We start from the raw sequence: 16069 nt of genomic DNA on the forward strand, positions 1-16069 counted from the left end.
CTCAAGCTCCCTTCGCGTAAGACGACATCGTCATGAACTTCTCCGCCACTGGCCAGTTGGCGGCGCGCGAGGCTTCCTGCATGCACTCGATCAGCGCCGCCCCCTCCGTCGGCTGCCGGTGTGCCTTCATGTCGCCGTCGCGGTAGGCGTTGATGAAGCGGAATTCGAGAGGGTCCATGCCGATCAGCCGGGCGAGCTTGTCCATCTGCACCTCCAGCGCGAAGTCGCCGATGGTGACGCCGAAACCGCGCATCGCCGAGGACGGGGTACGGTTGGTGTAGACGCAGTAGGTGTCGATCCAGACATTCGGGATCGTATACGGGCCAGGATAATGCCCGGCGCCCTTCTGCGCGCCGTAGGGCGAATGGCGCGAATAGGCGCCGGCATCGGTGTAGCCGGTCACTTTCCGCGCCACGATGCGGCCGTCGTTCATGACGCCGTCCTTGATGACGACCTTCTCGGCGGCGCGCGGCGAGGAAATCTGCATCTCCTCCTCGCGGCTATAGACAAAACAAACCGGTCGTCCGGTTAGTTTGGCGCCGAGGATGGCGATCGGCTCGACGATGACGTCGACCTTGCCGCCAAAACCGCCGCCGACGGTGCCGCCGACGAAATGCAGCTTGTTGCCGGGCATCTGCAGGATGATCGAGGCGTTGTCGAGCGTGAAGAACATCGCCTGCGTGTTGGTGTAGCAGGTGAAGCGGTCGTTGCCCTCCGGTGCGACGATGCAGCCGGTCGTCTCGGTCGGCGCATGCTCGATCGGCGAGGACTGATAGGTCTGTTCGAGCACGTGGTCGGCTGTGGCAAAGCCTGCCTCGACATCGCCAAAGCGCACCTTGCGGCATTCGCCGCTGTCGTAGAGGTAATAGTTCCGGCCGTGATACTCGTTGACGATCGGCGCGTCGGGCTTCAGCGCTTCCTCCATGTCGAAGACGGCCGGCAGCACCTCGTAGTCGACCTTGACCTTGGCGGCGGCTTCCTGCGCGGCGCGCTCGGTCTCGGCCAGCACCGCCACCACCGCCTCGCCCTTCCAGCGCACCTTGCCGTCAGCCAGCACCGTCTCGTCCTCCGGCCCGATCTGGATCAGGATCAGGATGGTGTAGACATTGTGCGGCACATCCTTGGCGGTCAGCACCTTGACGACACCCGGATGCTTTTCCGCCTCGGACGTATCGATGCTGCGTATGCGGGCGTGATGGTGCGGGCTGCGCACCATCTTCAGGTGCAGCATGCCGGGAAAATTGCGGTCGGCGAAATAGGTGGTCTTGCCAGTGACATGGCCGGGTGAATCCGAACGCGGCCGCGGCTGGCCGATCTCGTGCAGATCGTCCTTGCGCTGGTCGGCGAAATAGCTCTTGCGGAGTTCCATTTTCTTAACTCCCTCAAACCGCGTTCTGCGAATTGGAGCGCGCGGCCGTCAGCACCGCCTGGATGATCGGCTCGTAACCGGTGCAGCGGCAGATATTGCCCGACAGCGCCTCGACCACGTCCTCGCGGCTGGGGTTCGGCGTGTGATCGAGCAGTACCTTGGCTGCCATGATCATGCCCGGCGTGCAGAAACCGCATTGCGTGGCGAAAGCATCGAGGAAAGCGCGTTGCAGCGGATGCAGCACGCCGCCTTCCGAAAGCCCCGACGTCGTGGTGACGGCCGCACCGTTGCAGGTCTCGGCCAGCGTCAGGCAGGACAGCCTGAGCTCGCCATCGATGATGACCGTGCAGGCGCCGCAAGTGCCTTGATGGCAGCCGCCTTTTGGCGAGGTGTCGCCGATCTTGTCGCGCAGCGCGTGAAGCAGCGTCGTGCCGCTGTCGATGAACTCGGCCTTTTCGGCACCATTGAGCGTGAACTGAACCGGGACCTTCGCCATCTTTATTACTCCTTGCGCCGCAGCCAGGGCGTTCAGGCGAGCAGCAGCCGGCCGAGATGGACCGGCAGGACTTCGTTGCGATACCAGGCACTGGCGATCGGATCGGTTGGCGGCGAAGTGCCGTCGTGGGCAACGGCCAGTGCCGGTGCGATGCCGTCTGCGGTGAGTTTGCGGCCAATCAAGGCTTTCTCCGCCGCCCTGGCACGGATCGGCCGGTCGGCCATGCAGCCGAGCGCGATCCGCGCTGACGTGACAGTGCCGTCCTGTGCCTGTTCCAGCATGGTGGCGATGCTCAGCACCGCGACGCCCTTTGGCTTGACCCGCGACTGTTTCAGGAAGCGAAAACCGCCTTCCTTCGGAAGCGTGAAGCCGACCGCAGTGACGATGGCGTGATTGCTCTCGCGCTTTGCCAGAAAGGTTTCGATCGGCAGCTCGCCGTAGTCGGTGGTGACGGTTGCGTCCAAAGCCAGCAGTGCAACGGTGAAATCGCCGTAAGGCGTTGGCGCGAAGAGATTGCCGCCGACCGTAGCCATGTTGCGGATCGCCGGTCCGCCGACGGCGCGCGCGGCGTGGGCCAGTGGAGCGAAATCCGGGTGACGGGCGATCGCCGCCATGGTCACCGAAGCGCCGATGCGGACCTCGCCGCCGGAAATGCGGATGACCGACAGCGCCGGTTCGGTCGACCGGATGAAACCGGAAATCGACACGTCGCCTTCGTTGGCGGCGCGCACGACCAGTGTGCCGCCACCGAGATAGCGGGTGCCGGCGGCCTTCAGCGCCGCGCCAGCGTCCTTCACCGTCGGGAAAGTCTGCAGTGCAAGCGCCATGGAACGCTCCTGGTTGTCAGCTCAATTCAGTTCAACCTTGCCGGCGAAATGGGCCTTCAGGGCGTTGAAGCCGCCCTGGAAGACGTTGGCGCCCATGCCTTCGGCCAGCTTGTCGGCTTCTTCGGGAGGGGCGTCGAAGCTGGCGGTCCATTCGGCATAGGTGCGGTCGCCGTCGGTCACCCGCCGCAACTGCAGCGTCGCCTTGTGGTTGGTAAGCGGTTGCGGCGTCTCCAGGATGGAGTAGCTGACGAGGAAATTCTCGTCGGAGAAATCGAGCAGCTTTTCGCGGAGGCGGGCGCCGCTGGCGAGCTGGAAATTGCGCACGCAGCCGATCGTGCCGGCATCCTTGCCGTCCTCGATATGGCTTTCGACCATGCGCGGGTGCCAGGTCGGCAGACCGTTGAAGTCGCGTATGCGCGCCCAGACCTTTTCGACCGGCGCATCGATGACGCTGGAGATGGTGACTTTCGCCATAGGATCGTTCCCTTGCAAATCAGCTGCTTGGGAGGGTAGGGCGGCGGGCTACGCGGCGCTTATCAATGCGTCTTGAATGCCTATCAATTAGTCTGAAAAACGGGCGCTCAGCTGATCGCCCGCGCCGCCTCGCGGTAAAGCGTCGGCGGAACGCCGACATGGTCGCGGAAGAAGCGCGAGAAATTGCCCTGGGTGGTGAAGCCGAGATTGCAGGCGACCGAGATCAGCGGCTCCTGCGACCACTGCAATTGCCGCACCGCTTCCTCCATGCGCAGCGTGTTCCAATAGACGTTGGGCGTCAGATTGGTCTGCTCCTTGAACAGGGCGAAGAAATGCGGCCGCGACAGGCCGACGCTGCGCGCCACGTCGTCGAAGCAGATACGCTCGCAGACATTGGCTTTCATCAGCTGGATCGCCTTGCGGACGCGGAAATCCTGCATGGTGTTGACGCGGGCGCGCACCGTCTGCGGTGCGCAGGCGTCGGCGGCATCGAGCACGCTGTCGATGAAGCGCTCGATCTCGTAATTGGCGATGTCGTCGATGCTCTCATTGTCGCTGAGATGGTCGAGAAGGTTGGCCGCTGCCTTGTGCAGCCAAGGCTCGAGCGTGATTGCCGGGGCGGAGAACAGCGGCGCGGCGGAAGGCAGCTCGCGGCGCCTTCGAGCCCAGTCCGGATCGATGTAAAAGGCGAGGAACAGGCCGGGCGTGCCGTCGCGGGACAGAGCGTGGCTGTGCGGCTGGAAGGAATTGATGCCGGCGGCGGTGCCCGGTCCAAGCCGCACCGTCTCGCGGCCGATGGTCATCTCGCCGGCCGTGCCTTCCAGCCAGATGATGATATGCGCCTCGACATGGGCATGGGTGACGAAGTCGCTGGCGACGTTCAGGACAGAAACATGTCCGAACCGGCCCCAGTAGAGCCTGATCGCTTCCGTCATCGGTATATCCTCCCGCAGGCGACTGGCCTCCCTTCGCCTGCTGCGAGCGATTGTGCGGCTCAGTTCGGGCTTGCGTCAAGACGGATGTGCACGTCCGGGCGCCGGCCATGCGCCGCAGCGGCGGATTTTCAGACTCGGCGATAGGAAGAAGGCGAGCGTTTCCAGGCCGGTATGGCAAGACCGGTGCGGTCGACGGCAACCGGCACTCCCTTCGAGGCTGAGCAAGGACTTTTGCCAGCGAAGCAACTTTGCCCCGCCGGCGGAAAAGTTCAGTCGTTGCGCCTGAAATTGCGGATGCGGTCGAACAGCACGGCAAGCAGGATGGCGCCGCCGATGAACACGCCTTGCCAGAAGGCATTGATGCCGAGCAGGCCGAGGCTGTTGCGGATGACCTCGATCAGCGCCGCGCCAACGACTGCGCCGAAGGCTGTGCCCATGCCGCCGGCCAGGTTGGCGCCACCGATGACGGTGGCGGCGATCACCTGAAGCTCCATGCCGTTGCCGAGATTTGTGGTGACCGCGCCCAGCCAGCCGGTCTGGATGATGCCGGCAAGGCCCGCCGCCAGTGCCGAGATCATGTAGACGACAACCTTGATCTGGCGCACAGGAACGCCGGTCAGCGTCGCCGCATGCTCGTTGCCGCCGATGGCGAAGATGTGCCGGCCGAATTTCGTCCAGCGCAGCACGAAGCCGGTGATCATCGCCAGTACGATCATATAGAGCACCGGATTGGCGATGCCGAACACCCAGGCGCCGCCGCCAAGCGCCAGCAGCTTGTCGTGGTCCGGCCCGAACTGGAAGACGACGGTGTTGTTGGAGGCGACCATGGCAAGGCTGCGTGCGATCGAGAGCATGCCAAGCGTCACCACGAAGGGCGGAAAGCCGAGATAAGCGATCAGAACCCCGTTGAAGGCGCCGATGATCAGCGCCGTCGCGATCGCTGCGGCAATGCCGGTCTCGATGCCGTAGCCGGCATGCATGGTCACGGCCAGCACCATCGAGCACAGGCAAAGCACCGAGCCGACCGACAGGTCGATACCGCCGGTGATGATGACGAAGGTCATGCCGAGCGCCACGATGGCGACGAAGGTGACGTTGCGGGTGATGTTGTAGAGGTTCTTGGTCGTGGCGAAGGAATCCGTTGCCACCGACAGGAACAGGCAGGCGAGGATGACCGCGATCACCACCCAGAAGGTCTGGCTGGCAAACACCTTGCTCAGCAAGGTGTGCTGCTTGTGCGCGATCGTCTGATCAAGGGTGACTGCCATTATCGACCTTTTTTACTCTGGTTGAGGCGTCAATCATACCTGTTCGATGGCGCCGGTGATGAGTCCGGTGACTTCTTCCGGCGAACTCGATGCGATCGTCTTGTCGGCGACCTTGCGGCCGCGCCGCATGACGATGACGCGGTCGGCGACGTCAAAGACGTCGGGCATGCGGTGGCTGATCAGCACGACGGCGATGCCCTGGTCGCGCAAATGGCGGATCAGGTTCAATACCTCGGCGACCTGGCGGACCGAGATCGCCGCGGTCGGCTCGTCCATCAGCACGATCTTGGCCTGCGAAAGCATGGTGCGGGCGATCGCCACCGCTTGCCGCTGGCCGCCCGACATCTGTTTGACCAGGTCGCGCGGGCGGGTTTCGGATTTCAGCTCGGCGAAGATCTGGCCGGCACGCTTGTACATCGCGGCATAGTCGAGGATGCGAAGCGGCCCGAGGCCGCGGCGCAATTCACGGCCGAGATAGACGTTGGCGGCGGCCGTCAGATTGTTGCACAGTGCCAGGTCCTGATGGACGATTTCGATGCCGTGCTGGCGCGCCTCGACCGGCTTGTGCAGGATCAGCTCCTTGCCGTCCATCTGCATCGTGCCATGGCTCGGTGGGAAATTGCCGGCGATCATCTTGACCAGCGTCGACTTGCCGGCGCCGTTGTCGCCCATCAGGCCGACAACCTGTCCGGCCTCGATCGACAACGAAACGTCGTTGACCGCCTGGATGGCGCCAAAATGCTTCGAGATGTTGGTGAGTTCGAGAACCGCCACCAGCCTTCTTGCCTCCCCGTGCTTTGCGGCCTGCGGTTCTGCCGCGGCCTTTCGCTCTCCCCAGTTCCTCCCGGAAGCAGCGATTTTGCCCATTTACGCATAAGCCACCTTGGCGTCAACCACGGCTTCTTTCGAAAAATCAGTTTTGTAGGACAAATAGCATTGACGTCGGTGACAAGGCGATATTAGCTAAGTGTCGGAGGAGCTTGCGCCGATCCCCCGGGTTGCCGGAAGGAATCGGTGAAGGTTTGTCGGTCAGGGATTTGGTAACCAGCAGTATCTGTCGGTGCCGGTCTGAGACTGAATATGAAAATGCTTATCGACCTGGCTTGGCGACACGAGTGCGACGTCCTCTGTCATCTTGCTCCGGGTCGATCTGTGTGTGGCGGGCACGCGGTGTCCGTTTGTTTCAAAAGGGAGGACTGACATGAGGAAATCACTATTGCTCGCTGCCGCCGCCATCATGGCGTTGGGTGCCGGGCCGGCTATGGCCAAGAAACAGCTCGTCATCGTCGTGAAGGGTCTCGACAATCCATTCTTCGAGGCCATCCACCAGGGTTGCGAGAAATGGAACAAGGAAAACGCCAGCTCGGAATATGAGTGCTTCTACACTGGACCGGCGTCGACCTCGGACGAGGCCGGTGAAGCCCAGATCGTCCAGGACATGCTGAGCAAGCCCGACACTGTGGCGATGGCGATTTCGCCATCGAACGCGCCGCTGATCGCGCAGACGATCAAAAGCGCCAATCCGTCGATCCCGATCATGACCCTCGACGCCGACCTCAGCAAGGAAGATGCGGCGCTGCGCAAGACCTACCTCGGCACCGACAACTACCTGATGGGTCACAAGATCGGCGAATACATCAAGAAGGCCAAGCCGAATGGCGGCAAGATCTGCACCATCGAAGGCAATCCGGCGGCCGACAACATCCTGCGCCGCGCGCAGGGCATGCGTGACGCGCTTTCGGGCAAGGACGGCCTCGCCGCGCTGGCAGGCGAAGGCGGCTGGACGGAAGTTGCCGGCTGCCCGGTGTTCACCAATGACGACGGCGCCAAGGGCGTGCAGGCGATGACCGACATCCTCGCTGCCAATCCCGATCTCGACGCCTTCGGCATCATGGGCGGCTGGCCGCTGTTCGGCGCTCCGCAGCCCTACCGCGACCTGTTCAAGCCGATGGCCGACAAGATCGCCAGCAACGCCTTCGTCATCGGCGCCGCCGACACGATCGGCGACGAGGTGGCGATTGCCCGTGACGGGCTGGTGACCGCGCTGGTTGGCCAGCGGCCGTTCGAGATGGGCTACAAGGCGCCCTCGGTGATGATCGACCTGGTCGAAGGCAAGCCGGTCGCCGATCCGGTGTTCACCGGCCTCGACGAATGCACCAAGGACACGGTCGACACCTGCATCCAGAAGTAGGTTCGCAGTTTCGGGGCGCCCTTCGACGGGCGCCCCGTCACAGACCGTCCATACGAACGCACGAGGCGACGCTGCTTTGGAGCGTAGGCCGCTGCTTTGTCGTGTCCTGAGTTCAGGCTTTCGACAAGCAGCTGCCGGGGAATACGAATGCCGGACGCGACATCAAAAAAGCGACCCGCCAAGTTGAAGGCCGAGGCTGAACGGCCGGCCGGCGTTCGGCGTGCCGACGCCGCACACTTTCCCGGCTCGAGTGTGCACGCCTCGCTGGCCAACGAAATCGGGCTGAGGATCGTGCGCGGCGATTATCCGCCGGGAACCATCCTGCCCAACGAGGCCAAATGGTCGGAGACCTTCGACGTCAGCCGCTCGGCGGTGCGCGAAGCCATAAAAATGCTGATGGCGAAAAGCTTGCTTGCGTCGCGCCCGAAGATCGGCAGTTGGGTCGAGCCTAAGGAGCGCTGGAACCTGCTCGATCGCGATGTGCTGGCCTGGTACGCGACCTCGCCGGACCGCGAGGTGTTTCTCAGGACGGTGCAGGAATTCCGCCACATCATCGAGCCGGAGGCCAGCGCCTTTGCCGCGATGCGGCGCACCGACGAGCAGATGGCCGAGATCAGCCAGGCCTGTCGCGAAATGGGCGAAGCGACCAACCTGCAGGAGCGAACGCGCGCCGACACGCGGTTCCACCTCGCCATCCTGCGCGCCTCGGGCAACGATCTGCTGGTGCCGCTCGGCGTGCTGATCGAATCGGCGCTCGATCACCTCTTTGTTTTCGTCACACGCGAAACCAGCGACCAGCGTCGGGCGCAGGCACTGCACGAGGCGATCGAGAAGAACATCCGCCTGCAGCGGCCCGCCGCAGCCCGTGCCGCGGTGCACAGGCTTCTCGCCAACACCGACGATGTTATCGGGCGGTCGCGGCGGTGATGGTTGCACCAGGGCTGGCATTGCTCCGAACGATTGCAAAACTCGGCATTCCTTCGCGCCCCTCTCTGTCCTGCCGGACATCTCCCCCACGAGAGGGGAGATTGGATGCCACTTCGGCTTTCGCTAATCATCAACGTTAGGCAATGAGGGCGGCGACCTCGGATGGGCCAGGGATTCGGACTTTTTTACCGCCGCAGCGTATTTTGTTCTTGCTTTGTGCCGGCAGCTATGCTACTAATTTGGCTATGGTGCTGATTGGCGCCGACGACCCGCCCACCGAGGCGGGTTTTTTGTTTCTGGCTTTGAAATTGCAGTGTTGCCGATCTGAGGTCTGAGGGACAGCACCCCCCTCTGCCCTGCCGGGCATCTCCCCCAACAAGGCAGGGCAAATCGCGTAAGGAGTCCCCCTCATCCGGCCGCTTCGCGGCCACCTTCTCCCCGCTGGGGAGAAGAGGCTGACGCCGGCGCTGGCGATCTCCTCTCCCCTCGGGGAGAGGTTGGATTGCCCCGAATTGCCCTTCGCAATTCGGTTGGCAATCCGGGTGAGGGGGCTCTTGCCTACATGCGATTGCACTGCCTCAAGGGGGAAGATTGGCAGGTTCGCCAGTGGCGCTGACGCCTCGGAATGTTGCGGCAAGCTTGCGTGGCCAAAAGCTGATCGGCCGGCTCAGATCGTCTGCTTCTTGCCATCCCTGGTCGGCATCAGGTCGACGCCGTTGACCTTGCCGATATGCGTGGCCAGCATCGGCACATATTGGTCGGCGGGGCCGGCCGCGAAGGCGCCGGCGAAGGCGTTTTTGGTGGCGTTGCCGAGTGGGTTGGCGATGCCGGCAGCATCCGCCATCGATTCGAGATAGGTGAGATCCTTGAAGGCGTTGGCGATGCTGAATTTGTGCGCGTCGCGGTCGCCTTCCAGCGTCCAGCGCATGAAGGTCTGGTAGAAGCCGCAATCCATGCGGCCGTTGCGGATGACGCTGTCGAAGCGCGGCGGCGAGATGCCGACCTTCTGCGCCAGCGCCAGCGCCTCGGAATAGATCGCAGCGTAGCCGAGCGAAATGAAGTTGTTGAGCAGCTTCATGCGATGGCCGTCACCGGTGTCGCCGATATGGACGATGCGCCCGGCCCAGGTGTCGAGCACCGGCTTCAGCCGGGCAAAGACCGCGTCGGGCGCGCCGACCATGGCATCGAGCGTGCCTTCCCAGGCCTCCTTCGGGGTGCGGCTGAGCGGGGCATCGACATAGTCGACGCCGAGCGCCTTGAGTTCGGCGGCTAGCGCCACCGTCGAAACGGGATCCGAGGTCGAGCAGTCGACGACAACCGATCCCGGCTTCAGGCCTTCCTTGAGGCCGCCTGGGCCGCGGATGATGGCTTCGACCTCGCGCGAGCCGGTGACGCAGATGAAGACGATATCGGATGCCGCGGCGACGTCGCGCGAGGTCGCCGCTTCCCTGGCGCCGCGGCCGAGCAGGTCTTCCGCCGGTGCGCGGTTCTTGCGGCCGAGAAACGTCAACGGATAGCCCTTGTCGACGATGTTCTTCGCTATGCCGTGCCCCATCAGGCCCAGCCCGATGAAGCCGATCTTTTCGCTCGCGGCGGTAGTGTTCATGTCGTTTCGTCCTATTTGCAGTGATGGATGACGGCGCTGCACCTTGCCGGCGAATTGTTGAAGCGGGTTTTTGCCGCATGCCATGGCAGGCGATTGCAGAGTTCGATATTGTCTGACAATACACGTGAATTCCAGGGAGAGCAAAATGACGAAGCGGATCATGTTCACCGGCGGCAGCGGCAAGGCCGGGCGCCACGTCGTGCAGTATCTGGTCGAGCAGGGCTGCCAGGTGCTCAACATCGACACCAAGCCGCTCGACAATCCCAAGGTGCGCACGCTGATCACCGACATCACCGACAGCGGGCAGGTGTTCAACGCGCTGTCGAGCTATATCGGCCTGCATGAATTCGACCCGTCGCTGCGTTCGCAACCGGTCGATGCCGTGGTGCATTTCGCGGCCATCCCGCGCATCATGATCACGCCCGACAACGAGGTGTTCCGCATCAACGCGCTCGGCACCTACAATGTCATCGAGGCCGCAGTGAAGCTCGGTATCCGCAAGGTGGTGATCGCATCCAGCGAGACGACCTACGGCCTGGTCTTCGCCAACGAACCGCGCGATCCGACGCATTTTCCGCTCGACGAGGAGTACGACGTCGATCCGATGGACAGCTACGCGCTGTCCAAGGTCGTCAACGAGAAGACGGCGCGCGCCTTTGCGCTGCGCAGCGGCTTCGACATCTACGCCTTGCGCATCGGCAACGTCATCGAGCCGCATGAATATTCGCTGTTTCCGAGATGGTTCGCCGATCCGGGTTTCCGCAAGCGCATCGCCTGGAGCTATATCGACGCGCGCGACCTCGGCCAGATCACGCTGCGCGCCATCGAAAAGGATGGGCTCGGCTATCAGGTGTTCAACGCCGCCAATGACGACACCTCGTCCGACCTGCCGACAGCCGAACTCCTGAAGCGGTTTTATCCCGATGTGCCGGTCAAGGGCGAACTTGGCGAATACGAGACCCTGCTCTCCAACCGCAAGGCACGCGACATGCTCGACTTCCGGCCGGAGCACAGCTGGCGGAAATATGTCAAGACGACCTGACGGGCGTACGTGATACGGAGCCGGCACTGGGCCAGCCCCGACGCGCAACGTTGAGAAGGCTCTGACTCAACCTCGAATTTGACATAGGCTATCTGCTGGCTGGTAATAACACGTTTCCCCCTTCGAGAGGAACGGTGCGGCCTGCGGGGAAATTGTTGACTTTAAACGCAACTAACTCTATTCTGTATCGAGCGGTCGAAACCGGTCGGCTCGTCGCGCGGCCTGCACTTAACCAAAAGGTGGAGGCCAAGCGGTTTCTGTATGTAACGCCAAATGTTTATAGAGGATTGGCTGGGAAGGATCCCGACTTAAGCCATTTGCCGATGGCGAAAATGGAAGAACTGATAGCAATTTTTTGTTTCGGTTGGTTCGTGACGGCAAGCCTCAAAGGAGACCCAGACGAGCGGGGGCCAGACATCGAACGATTGCATTCTGTTGACGAGGTCTGGGTAATTTGTGCGCGAAAGCCTAGGCATGTCCAAGTGCGTCTGTTCGGTAGGTTTCTCGACGCCGGGGTATTCATAGGTTTAGGACTGCATTGCCGACATTGGCTAGGGATCAAAAAGAACTATAGCGAAACCGTCGCTGGAATCCCCGATCTTTGGGGCAACACCATGGGTAATGCGCAACCTTTTCGTGCAGCAACGGCGTTAGAGCACGTGAAGGGAATATGTCGAGATGTGGATGAAAAAATCTAATAAGGTTTCCGACCAAGCGTTCGTTGAAGAGTTCGAACGCGGGATACTTCGTTCGGCTTTTGTGAGCGCCTTTTGGGCGGTCATTCAAGCCAGGAAAGCGGAAACGGGGCTCACCCTAAGTCAGCTTGCCGATCGCCTCGGAATTAACAAGTCTGCGGTCTCTCGCTGGTTTTCAGGAACAAAGCCGAACTGGGAAATAGACACTATCGCGGACCTCGCGACTGCCCTTGAGGTAGACGTAGAGGTTGTGGTCGTAGACAGAAAAATGAACCGTCGGTTTGGGCCTGCGGGCGAGATACAGCCGCTTACGCTCGGAGCGGGGACCACACTAAGTTCCGGGCAGCATTCCATCCTGCCGGGAACCGATGCCGTGAGTGCGGTGTCAATACGCCTTGAGGCAGCATGATTTTGAACCCCCATGCTAGCGTCGTGTTTTGCGATGACCTTCGACAGGAGGCCAACGGGAAGCAGCTGCACATAGGGGTCTATAATGATGCCGTTTTATTCGACGGACCTTTGCCGTGGGCATTGCCCACGGGGCTGTGGTGTCTGATTAAGTATCTTGAACCGTATCCAGAAACTTTGCCTACCCTCGCGATAAAAGTTCGTCTTGAATCCAAGGCCGGTGGGGTAGTTGATTTGATAGAAGCTCCAGTGCCGAAGACCGACATCATCCCCCAGAAAGGACCCCTCGAATTTGAGAAGGATACAGTCAAATTATTGGCCCTTAGCATGAACATTCAACTGTCAACCTTGGTCTTCCAAGAGCCTGCAAAACTCGTGGTCGTAGTCGTTCGGGACGGGGAGGAAATCTCAGCTGGCCGATTGCGCATCTCGCAGTTGAGTAGGGATGGAGCCGGCAACCCCATCCCCGCTGTTTAGGCCCAAAGGGGTCAAGGTTCTCCGATACTTCACTTGTTGAAGGGGCAATACCCTTGATCAATAAGTTCTGAGCCTAGCCCTCACTCGTTTCCTGCCGTGCGGCAATTAAGCTACTTGTCTTTCCAGAATTCGGCCTGGAGTTGCGCCGCCTCATCGGCAAGCAGCGGACCAACGACTTCAGTCGGACGCTGCCCAGCTTCGAAGACGATCCTGCAGGGCAGGTCGAGTGTAGGATTCTCGACATGTGCACCCGTCGATGCCTTGAGGTCATGTTCGCTCTGGCCAAAGACGACCCGTCCGATGCCCGCCCAATAGATTGTGCCGGAGCACATCGCGCAAGGTTCGGCCGAAGTGTAGAGTGTGCAGGAGGCCAGCTTTTCGAGACTGAAATTCATCCCCGCCCATGAGGCCAGCAGCCTTTCGGCATGAGCGGTGCGGTCGCCCCCGCCGGCTTTGTAAGCGTTGGGCTGCTCGCGCAAAACATTGCCGTCCTTGTCAGCGAGGAGCGAACCAAAGGGATGTTCGCCGGCATCGCGGGCCTTGCGCGCGACTTCGAACGCCTGACGGAGCAGGCGCTCATCATAGGGGCGTTGTGGCATCGGCGGATCCTCCGGCTATGCCGCTGGACCATAGTGCCGAACAATCCGCCGACACAAGTCGGCGGCCTAAAACGCGTCGCGTTCGACCGGCCTCATGCTACGCGCTTCAGGTTCTTGTTTTGATGCATGTCGTATCGCAAACCCGCTGCACACTTTTGAGCGACATGCATCAGGACTCGTTGCGATTGGGGCGTTGAGCCAGCCAGATGCTGCCGATGACGAAAACGACGCCGGCGATTTGAGGCAAGGTCAGCGTCTGGTCCAGGAATACCCATCCAAGCAGCACGGCGGTCACCGGGCTGAGGAAAAGCAGCGATGACACCACGGCAGATTCCAGTCGCGCAATGCCCCGGAACCAGAGGACATAGGTCAGCGCCGCACCGATCAGGCCGAGCCACACCAGTCCAAGCAGGTTGGCCGCGGTCGGGAGCGGGATGGAGGGCTCGAAAAGCAGGGCCACCGGAACGAGAAGCAGACCGCCGGCGGTCAGCTGCCATGCCGTAAAGGTAAGCAGCGATACTGGCGGTTGCCACTTACGGGCCAATACGCTTCCGAAGGCCATGGAGGCCGCCCCGGCGAGGCCGGCGGCAACGCCGACCGCATCGAGCGTCGCGTTCGGGGTCAGCACCAGCAATGCAACACCGGCGATCCCGACAAGGGCGGCGACGATCGCCAACCGACGGACAGGGCTGGCAAGCAGGGCAGCGGCAAGGAAAATCACGATCAACGGCTGGACCGACAGCACCGTCGCGGCGACCCCGCCCGGAAGCCGGTAGGCGGCGACAAACAACATGCTCAGGAAGATCGAGATGTTGAGGGCTCCGAGGACGAAACTGCGCAGCCACCAGATGCCCGTCGGCAGTTGCCGAACGATCGCCAGCAGCAGCAATCCGGCTGGCAAGGCACGCAGCATTGCGACCGTCATCGGCGAAAAGTTGGGCAGGAACTGGGTGGTGACGATATAGGTGCTGCCCCATATCGCGGGTGCAATGGCTGTCAGCAACAGATCGAAACGGCGCGTTTTCATAAGATTTCCAGTACTTCGGCAAGAGGGCGGCGCGGCTTTTGCGGCCAGTTGCCGGGCGCGGCGCGGCCGACCGCGATGAGCATCACCGGCACTTCATTCAGGCCAAGGCCAAACTCGCGGGCCACGCCTTCGGCATCGAAGCCTCCCATCGGACCAGCGACGAGCCCCAGCGCTTCGGCTGCAAAAATCAGCGTTGCAGCGCCAAGCGTTGCAGAGCGCACCGCTTCGTCGCGGGCTGCCCGAGGATCGGCATATTGGGCGCGGGCGCCTTCCTGCCAGCCCGAAGCCATATCCGCCGGCATGAAGCCGGCTTCGACGAAAGGACGCAGCCTTGCATTGAGGGCAGCGTGGTCGGGCAATACGCCGCAGACAATGAAGGTGACCGCTGCTTCCTGCACCTTGGCCTGGCCATGGGCCACGCTGCGCAACCGCGCCTTTGCTTCCGGCGTCCGCACGGCGATGAACCGCCAGTTCTGAAGGTTGTAGGCGGTTGGCGCGCGCGTTGCGAGACGTGCCAGTTCCTCGACCTCGGCATCCGTCAATGCGTACGAGGCATCGAACCGATTGGCCGACATGCGTCGCTCGATAAGGGAGATTGTGGGGTTGGTCATCATATCATTCCGAAATTGAGAAAGCCGTTCGGGAAGCAGATATGGAATTTACCAACAGACGATAATATGTGACAATTGAAAGACATTGTTTACTGGAAGAGAATGGTGCAGTGGATCGCCTGACTGCGTTGCAGGTTTTCCGTCATGTGGCGGAACTGAACAGCTTTGCCGAAGCCGGACGGCGGCTCGGTCTCTCGCCTCCCGCGATCAGCAAGAACATCGCCGAGCTGGAGGCGCATCTGGGGGTGCGGCTCATCAACCGGACGACGCGGCGGATGGCCCTGACCGAAGAAGGCAGGATCTATCTGGAGCATGTCACGCAGGGGCTCGATGCGCTGGCCAGGGCCGACCAGGTCCTCGGCCCGATCAAGACGGCGCCGAGCGGCACGTTGCGGGTCAGCGCGCCGATGACTGTCACGTTGACGCGGCTTTCGGCTGCCATTCCCGCGTTTCTATCGCGCTATCCCGATTTGAAACTCGACCTGCATCTTGATGACAGGCGCGTCGATATCGTGCGGGAGGGATTTGACCTTGCCATTCGCGGCAGCGACAATCTCGAGGATTCCAGCCTGGTCGCCAGAAAGCTTGCGGTCATGCCGCACGTGCTTTGTGCAGCTCCTGCCTACTTCGAGCAGCACGGCCGGCCTCAAACGCCTGCCGATTTGAAGGCGGCCAACTGCATCCGGTTCAGCCTCTCGGGGCATGCGGACATATGGGAATTCCGCAAGGACGGCCGCAGCGAGCGGATCGCCATCGACGGACGATATTCGGTCTCCTCGAGCCTTGCCGTGCGCGATGCGCTGCGCGCCGGCTTCGGCGTCAGCCTGATCCCCTATCCCTATGTCGAAAGCGACCTGAAAGCAGGCCGGCTGCAATCGGCTCTGGATGACTGGGACAAGGTCGAAACCACACTCTACGCGGTCTATCCGGCACGGCAGCATCTTGCCCCGAAAATCCGCGTCTTCCTTGATTTCCTGATCGAGGAATTCAGTCGGGACAAAGAGAAGCCGTTCGTGCCTCCCCGGCGTGAACGCCCGGCAAAGCGCGGTGTCGGCGAGGCGACGGATACGGAAAATCAAACCGAGATATTGCCGTCGATTTCATCTCCTTGACACGC

18 protein-coding genes are annotated in these 16069 nt (G+C 61.8%); 7 read left to right on the forward strand and 11 right to left on the reverse strand.

What is annotated here, in order from left to right; genetic code table 11:
* Position 1: 1 nt before the first annotated feature.
* The 7 genes from NKH63_RS01295 to NKH63_RS01325 all read right to left on the reverse strand — a co-directional run bounded on the left by NKH63_RS01295 (position 2) and on the right by NKH63_RS01325 (position 6143).
* The gene (locus NKH63_RS01295) at positions 2-1369 is read right to left on the reverse strand and encodes a xanthine dehydrogenase family protein molybdopterin-binding subunit (RefSeq protein WP_023721263.1); all 1368 of its coding nucleotides are present in this window, start codon (positions 1367-1369) and stop codon (positions 2-4) included.
* A 13-nt stretch (positions 1370-1382) separates the two neighbouring features.
* Positions 1383-1865, reverse strand: a complete 483-nt coding sequence (locus tag NKH63_RS01300; RefSeq protein WP_352481581.1) for a (2Fe-2S)-binding protein — start codon at positions 1863-1865, stop codon at positions 1383-1385.
* Positions 1866-1897: 32 nt separating this feature from the next.
* Entirely contained in the window at positions 1898-2692 is a 795-nt protein-coding gene (locus tag NKH63_RS01305; protein WP_352481580.1) for an FAD binding domain-containing protein, read from the reverse strand.
* A 21-nt stretch (positions 2693-2713) separates the two neighbouring features.
* Entirely contained in the window at positions 2714-3166 is a 453-nt protein-coding gene (locus tag NKH63_RS01310; protein WP_352481579.1) for an SRPBCC family protein, read from the reverse strand.
* 107 nt (positions 3167-3273) lie between these two features.
* Positions 3274-4101: an AraC family transcriptional regulator gene (locus NKH63_RS01315; protein WP_352481578.1), complete on the reverse strand. Its 828-nt coding sequence runs from the start codon at positions 4099-4101 to the stop codon at positions 3274-3276.
* Between the two features lie 269 nt (positions 4102-4370).
* Positions 4371-5369, reverse strand: coding sequence for an ABC transporter permease (locus NKH63_RS01320; RefSeq protein WP_352481577.1), 999 nt, complete (start codon positions 5367-5369; stop codon positions 4371-4373).
* Between the two features lie 33 nt (positions 5370-5402).
* A complete protein-coding gene (locus NKH63_RS01325) occupies positions 5403-6143 on the reverse strand; it encodes an ATP-binding cassette domain-containing protein (RefSeq protein WP_023675804.1) in 741 nt (246 codons plus the stop codon).
* 427 nt (positions 6144-6570) lie between these two features.
* Between NKH63_RS01325 and NKH63_RS01330 the strand changes: the two genes are divergently transcribed.
* Entirely contained in the window at positions 6571-7560 is a 990-nt protein-coding gene (locus tag NKH63_RS01330) for a sugar-binding protein (protein WP_352481576.1), read from the forward strand.
* 147 nt (positions 7561-7707) lie between these two features.
* Positions 7708-8487 (forward strand): FadR/GntR family transcriptional regulator, encoded by a 780-nt coding sequence (locus tag NKH63_RS01335; RefSeq protein ID WP_023721256.1) that lies wholly within the window; start codon positions 7708-7710, stop codon positions 8485-8487.
* Between the two features lie 667 nt (positions 8488-9154).
* Here NKH63_RS01335 and NKH63_RS01340 read toward each other — a convergent pair.
* The gene (locus tag NKH63_RS01340) at positions 9155-10093 is read right to left on the reverse strand and encodes an NAD(P)-dependent oxidoreductase (RefSeq protein WP_352481575.1); all 939 of its coding nucleotides are present in this window, start codon (positions 10091-10093) and stop codon (positions 9155-9157) included.
* A gap of 145 nt (positions 10094-10238) precedes the next feature.
* Between NKH63_RS01340 and NKH63_RS01345 the strand changes: the two genes are divergently transcribed.
* The 4 genes from NKH63_RS01345 to NKH63_RS01360 all read left to right on the forward strand — a co-directional run bounded on the left by NKH63_RS01345 (position 10239) and on the right by NKH63_RS01360 (position 12715).
* Positions 10239-11135 carry an NAD-dependent epimerase/dehydratase family protein gene (locus NKH63_RS01345; protein ID WP_352481574.1) on the forward strand — a complete coding sequence of 299 codons (897 nt, stop codon included), beginning with the start codon at positions 10239-10241 and terminating at the stop codon, positions 11133-11135.
* Positions 11136-11290: 155 nt separating this feature from the next.
* Positions 11291-11833, forward strand: a complete 543-nt coding sequence (locus NKH63_RS01350) for a hypothetical protein (protein WP_352917618.1) — start codon at positions 11291-11293, stop codon at positions 11831-11833.
* Entirely contained in the window at positions 11820-12239 is a 420-nt protein-coding gene (locus NKH63_RS01355; protein WP_198030531.1) for a helix-turn-helix domain-containing protein, read from the forward strand. Before NKH63_RS01350 ends, NKH63_RS01355 begins: the two co-directional genes overlap by 14 nt.
* A complete protein-coding gene (locus tag NKH63_RS01360; protein ID WP_023721252.1) occupies positions 12236-12715 on the forward strand; it encodes a hypothetical protein in 480 nt (159 codons plus the stop codon). Before NKH63_RS01355 ends, NKH63_RS01360 begins: the two co-directional genes overlap by 4 nt.
* 110 nt (positions 12716-12825) lie before the next feature.
* Here NKH63_RS01360 and NKH63_RS01365 read toward each other — a convergent pair whose 3' ends face one another.
* The 3 genes from NKH63_RS01365 to NKH63_RS01375 form a co-directional block, all read right to left on the reverse strand.
* On the reverse strand, positions 12826-13314 hold the full coding sequence (locus tag NKH63_RS01365) for a nucleoside deaminase (protein ID WP_023721251.1): 489 nt from the start codon (positions 13312-13314) through the stop codon (positions 12826-12828).
* Positions 13315-13483: 169 nt separating this feature from the next.
* The gene (locus NKH63_RS01370; RefSeq protein WP_023721250.1) at positions 13484-14341 is read right to left on the reverse strand and encodes an EamA family transporter; all 858 of its coding nucleotides are present in this window, start codon (positions 14339-14341) and stop codon (positions 13484-13486) included.
* A complete protein-coding gene (locus tag NKH63_RS01375; RefSeq protein ID WP_352481572.1) occupies positions 14338-14952 on the reverse strand; it encodes a nitroreductase family protein in 615 nt (204 codons plus the stop codon). Before NKH63_RS01375 ends, NKH63_RS01370 begins: the two co-directional genes overlap by 4 nt.
* Before the next feature lie 110 nt (positions 14953-15062).
* Between NKH63_RS01375 and NKH63_RS01380 the strand changes: the two genes are divergently transcribed.
* A complete protein-coding gene (locus NKH63_RS01380) occupies positions 15063-16064 on the forward strand; it encodes a LysR family transcriptional regulator (RefSeq protein ID WP_352481571.1) in 1002 nt (333 codons plus the stop codon).
* Positions 16065-16069: the final 5 nt, after the last annotated feature.

Source organism: Mesorhizobium sp. M0960 (assembly GCF_040319055.1).
GTDB lineage: Bacteria > Pseudomonadota > Alphaproteobacteria > Rhizobiales > Rhizobiaceae > Mesorhizobium.